Here is a 4,952-nt window from a genome sequence, read left to right on the forward strand (position 1 = left end):
TAATGGCTTTTGGCGTGCGGTGAGCTTTTTAGGTTTGGGTGCATCGTTAATTGCGCTCGGTTGGTTGTTTCAAAAGCTTAACCGATCATTAATCTCGACTACTGAGGCGCAGAGTTTGAAACCTTAAGCCGTGTCAGTGATTAAGAGGTGTCTCGCATTTGGATAAATAATTTACATTGATTCATCAATCATCATTAGTTCAATACTATGCTCAGTGAGGATGATTTTGTTGTAATGTGATGAAGGATGTGAAGATGTTTAAAAGAAAAACGGTTGCATGGTTGTTCGGGGTCGGCGCGTTCCCCGTTTGTGCTGCAATGAATATCCAACCTGATCCTGAAACGCCAGATGGTTATCTTATCGCTCGTTCTGATTTGCAAGCGGTCGAAAAAGAAAAAACAGCGAATCCGATGTATGCCATATGGGCAAATGCTTTAGCAACTCGGCCCAACTCAGTCGTCGAGGCGATTGAACCGGGCCAAGCGACAAACCCCGACAACGTGCAACGTGTGGAACGGGTTTTTCCTGAACATGAGTGGAATTTTCTTACTCATATGGCCGCTCCTGAATACACCTATACCCGATTTTTAAGGGCTATTGGCAAGTTTCCCGCCTTTTGTGGTGATTACAGTGATGGACGTGATGCCGATGCGATCTGTAAAAAGTCGTTGATCACGGCTTTTGCGCATTTTGCCCAAGAAACGGGGGGCCATATTGCGAAAGACAATATTTCCGATAATCCACTTGGATTGGAAGAGTGGCAGCAAGCGCTTGTCCATGTTCGGGAAATGGGCTGGTCGGAAGGGCAACTCGGTTATACCACTGGGTGTGGGCAAAATGATTGGCAAAATCGCAAATGGCCTTGTGGTGATGGACAAGGTTATTTTGGTCGTGGAGCCAAGCAACTTTCTTACCATTTTAACTACGGTGCATTTTCTGAAGTGATGTTTGATGGGGATGCTTCTGTACTATTAAATAATCCCGGATTAGTCGCCGACTCTTGGCTTAATCTTGCTTCAGCAATTTGGTTTTTCTTAACGCCGCAAGCGCCTAAACCGGCAATGCTACATGTTATTGATAGGACGTGGGTCCCTTCTCAGCGTGAATTAGACGCAGGTATTGGTTATGGATTTGGCACCACCATCAATGTGATTAATGGCGGTATCGAGTGTGGTGAACAAAATAAAAACAAAGGCCAGCCCGTTAATCGGATCCGTTATTGGGAAGGTTTGGCTGAACACTATCAGATCCCAATTGAAGCGGATGAGCAGAATACTTGCTGGCAACAAACGCCTTATGGCAGCTTAAACTTAAATGGCGCAACGGATGTACTTTATACCAATTGGGATGGTAACTGGCGCTATTATCCAGACCGTCCCGGTGGTTATTCATTTGAATGTAACTTAGTTGGATTTCAGACGGCATACTCAGCATTAGTTGAAGGGGATTATGAAAAGTGCGTAACTAATTTGTATCAGTCACACGCCAGCTGGCCTAAGGTACGTGTGGTTGATGAATTAACACCAACAGAGCCAGAACAGCCGAGTGAACCACCGATTGATGGTGTTGAGGTATGGCAAGCGAATAAGGTTTACTATGCGGGGGATCAAGTTACCTATGAAGGCGCGATTTATCAGGTGAAATGGTGGTCACAAGGGAATCTCCCCTCTCAAGGAGACCCATGGTTTTTAGTTCAATCTTAAGCGATTAATACTTTTAGCCAAACCCTTCGGGCTGTGTTTGTGGCCCCTTTCTACTGCGCTCAGGTAGAGTCTCGACATTTTAAAGACTCTACTTTGTATAAAGATTCTACCTTGTATAAAAACACCACAAACTGCTGCAAACATCAGCTCGAAAGCTAAGAAATCGGGCTGAAATTTCTTCTATCTTCTACGTTATTCTTCTATATAATTCGGCCTGCTTTTGGGAATCTAATTTTTCAATAATGAGTTTTTCTTTTTCATGACTTGTTCAATAGAATCCGCGCGCTTTTTTATTAACATTTTTGTAAGGTAATTTGCATGTCTACTCAATTAGCTAACCCAGCACCGCTAGGTTTGATGGGGTTCGGTATGACAACCATTCTGCTCAATATCCATAATGCAGGGTTCTTTCCGATTGATTCGATGATTTTAGCCATGGGTATTTTCTACGGTGGTCTTAGCCAAGTCATTGTTGGCATCATGTGTTTTAAACGAGGTGATACCTTCGGCACGACGGCCTTTACTTCTTATGGTCTGTTCTGGCTCACGCTGGTGGGTCTGATTGTTATGCCCTATATGGGATTACCTGCCAGCTCGGCCTACTCTATGGGCTGGTATTTACTTTTATGGGGGATCTTCACTGGTTTTATGTTTATTGGTTCACTCTGTTACCCTGTTGCGAAACAAGTGGTGTTTGGTTCTTTAACGATTTTATTTGCCTTACTCGCGATTCGTGATTTCACGGGCAGTGAATTCATTGGTATGATTGCCGGTTTTGAAGGGATTTTCTGTGGTGCAAGTGCGATTTATTTTGCTATGGCACAAGTGATTAACCATGAGTATGGACGCACTATTTTACCGATTGGTGCTAAGAAAAAAGAGGTAGCGCCGGTGACGCAAAAGGTCGCCGCTTAATAATGGTCAACGAAAAGGGAAACGACGAGGTTTCCCTTTTGACGATGGATGAGTAGATGGTTGAGGTGATTTTTATTTTACATCAGCTAGTTTTTCTAGTACTCGGATAAGCAATTGAATACGTGGCTCAATAGAGTCTAATTGCAAATATTCTTTCTCACTGTGGAACCCTGCACCGACGGGGCCAAAACCGTCTAATGTTGGAATACCTAAAATAGCGGTTGCATTGGCATCGGAGCCGCCTCCAACTGCTTGCCAGTTTACCTCGATGCCGATTTCTTGGCCTGCCTGCTCGACTATTTGCATTAGTGACTCGGTTTGAGGGCTTGGAACCATCGATGGCTTATAGGCTTCACGTTGCAAGTTAATGGTCACGCCATCAATAAAAGGCGTCGTTAACCATTGATGGAGTTGTTGATCCAATGCGCTATATTCGTCATTGTCCCAAAAACGGACATCGATGATTGCCTGAGCTTTTTCTGGAACGATATTGGCTCCAGCCCCTCCGGAAACCATACCGACATTCAGGGTCGTACCTGATTCAAAGTTGGTTAAACGATTGGCCGCTAAAATCCAGTGTGCCATTTCTGTAATGGCACTGCGCCCTTTTTCTGGTTCATTACCTGCGTGTGCTGCGAGGCCGGTAAATTCAAGTTTATAACGAGCCATCCCTTTACGAGCTTTAACTAAGCTACCATCGGCACGAGCGGCTTCAGCAACTAAAACATGGCGTGATTTTTTAGCCACTTGTTGTAACCATTGACTGGAATATAACGATCCGATCTCCTCATCTGGATTCATACAGATACAAATCGATAATTTGTCTAAAACGGCAGGATTAAGATGACGCATTGCAAAAACAATATTAAGTAGGCCCGATTTCATATCAGATACGCCTGGACCGTAAGCTTTATGCTCATCGATGGTCATCGGGCGTTGACTAGCGGTTCCCGGTGCAAAAACAGTATCCATGTGACCAATCAACATCACATCAATATTATCGTTCTGCGGTTGATTACGAATCTCTAAACCGATACCAGCTTTATCACAGTCAACCTGGGTGACTTGCCAGCCGGGCAGTGCTAGAAACTTAGCTTCAAATTGTTCGGCGATATATTTGATACCATCAAGCGTATAAGTACCACAGTCTACATTGATGAGTGGACGTAATTCATCTAAATATTCTGCTAATGAGAATGACATAATTGACTCCTAAACCAATAAATTCATAACTAACATTGCACCGAAGGCATTCAAAATAGAGATAATGATCATAATTGGAATGTAGCGACCTTCTGTACCAATAGCCCCCATAATTCGGCCAATGTATTGAACTTGTGAGCCCATTAAATAAATAGCAGGCGCGAGTATCACGATATGTTCACCGGTTAAAATACCTTGGTCAAAAAGCGTTATTACCACGCCGACAGCACCCCCCATGGACATCCAAGCGCCAATCAAGACAGCCGCTGCTTCACCGGGTAAACCAAATAGTGCCATGATAGGTGAGAATAAAACGCCAATAAGGTCAAGAGCCCCCGTTATCTGTAATGCCTTGATAATGACAAAAGCCATCAGCACATTGGGGACGGTTGAGGTCGTTGCAATGACCCAACCTTTTTTGGCTCCCTCAACAAATACATCGGTTACCATAGGTTTTTTTGTCGAAGGGGATGAAATTTTTGCTGGGTTGCTCATGGTTAAACCCTCCCTTTAGGGGGATGAGTGGCTGTGGGAGGTGTATCTTTTCCTTCTGTTAGATTTAAATAAATACGGAAAATATTGGCACCAATAATTTTAAAAATAAACATGACGGCAATGGCTAAACCAATAGACGAGGTCACGGCTAAGGAGCCATCAGCGAGCGTTAGGGTAAAAAGAACGGCTCCAGATGAAAAGAAATTAACGATAGTAGCTCCTGCCGTAAATTGAAACATAGTAAATATATCGGTTTCTCTTTGACTAATATGTCCTTCATCTTTTAGTTTACGTGTCATTGCTGCCCCCGCATCGGTACTTTGCAAAGACGCAATGAGCGCTAAACCAGTATTGCCTGGAATATTCATGAGTGGGCGTAGAAGAGGCGTTAATAATTTTCGAGCGGCATCAAGAGCGCCGTATTGTTCAAGAACATTGATCATCCCTAAAGCAAACATCACGGTTGGGATGAGGGATAGCGCAAAAATAAAACCATCTCGAGCACCACTCCCACCATGACCACGAAAAGAGGTGGTAGCGGTTTGCACTCCATCGGCAGTTTCACTCACGCTATAGGCGACTTTGCCGAATGAACCGTTCAGTGTGGTGAAGTCAAATACACCATACCATTGATTG

The 4,952-nt window shown here is 43.9% G+C and carries 6 protein-coding genes; 3 read left to right on the forward strand and 3 right to left on the reverse strand.

Annotation, left to right across the window (positions count from 1 at the left end):
• The 3 genes from B7C60_RS19200 to B7C60_RS12670 all read left to right on the forward strand — a co-directional run.
• Window positions 1–127: DUF2339 domain-containing protein (locus B7C60_RS19200; RefSeq protein WP_245869390.1), on the forward strand; the 127-nt coding region annotated here is incomplete at its 5' end.
• Window positions 128–254: 127 nt separating this feature from the next.
• Window positions 255–1,703, forward strand: coding sequence for a chitinase (locus tag B7C60_RS12665; RefSeq protein WP_099611957.1), 1,449 nt, complete (start codon window positions 255–257; stop codon window positions 1,701–1,703).
• 318 nt (window positions 1,704–2,021) lie between these two features.
• On the forward strand, window positions 2,022–2,618 hold the full coding sequence (locus B7C60_RS12670; RefSeq protein WP_099611958.1) for an acetate uptake transporter: 597 nt from the start codon (window positions 2,022–2,024) through the stop codon (window positions 2,616–2,618).
• Between the two features lie 72 nt (window positions 2,619–2,690).
• On the opposite strand, the gene B7C60_RS12675 is transcribed toward B7C60_RS12670, so the two are convergent.
• From B7C60_RS12675 to B7C60_RS12685, 3 genes are all read right to left on the reverse strand, one after another.
• Complete coding sequence (locus B7C60_RS12675) at window positions 2,691–3,821, reverse strand: M20 family metallopeptidase (RefSeq protein WP_099611959.1); 1,131 nt, start codon at window positions 3,819–3,821, stop codon at window positions 2,691–2,693.
• 9 nt (window positions 3,822–3,830) lie between these two features.
• Window positions 3,831–4,316 (reverse strand): YjiG family protein, encoded by a 486-nt coding sequence (locus tag B7C60_RS12680; protein WP_172953244.1) that lies wholly within the window; start codon window positions 4,314–4,316, stop codon window positions 3,831–3,833.
• A 2-nt stretch (window positions 4,317–4,318) separates the two neighbouring features.
• Window positions 4,319–4,952: nucleoside recognition domain-containing protein (locus tag B7C60_RS12685; RefSeq protein ID WP_245869366.1), on the reverse strand; the 634-nt coding region annotated here is incomplete at its 5' end.

This window comes from Vibrio fujianensis, from assembly GCF_002749895.1.
Classification (GTDB): Bacteria; Pseudomonadota; Gammaproteobacteria; order Enterobacterales; family Vibrionaceae; genus Vibrio; species Vibrio fujianensis.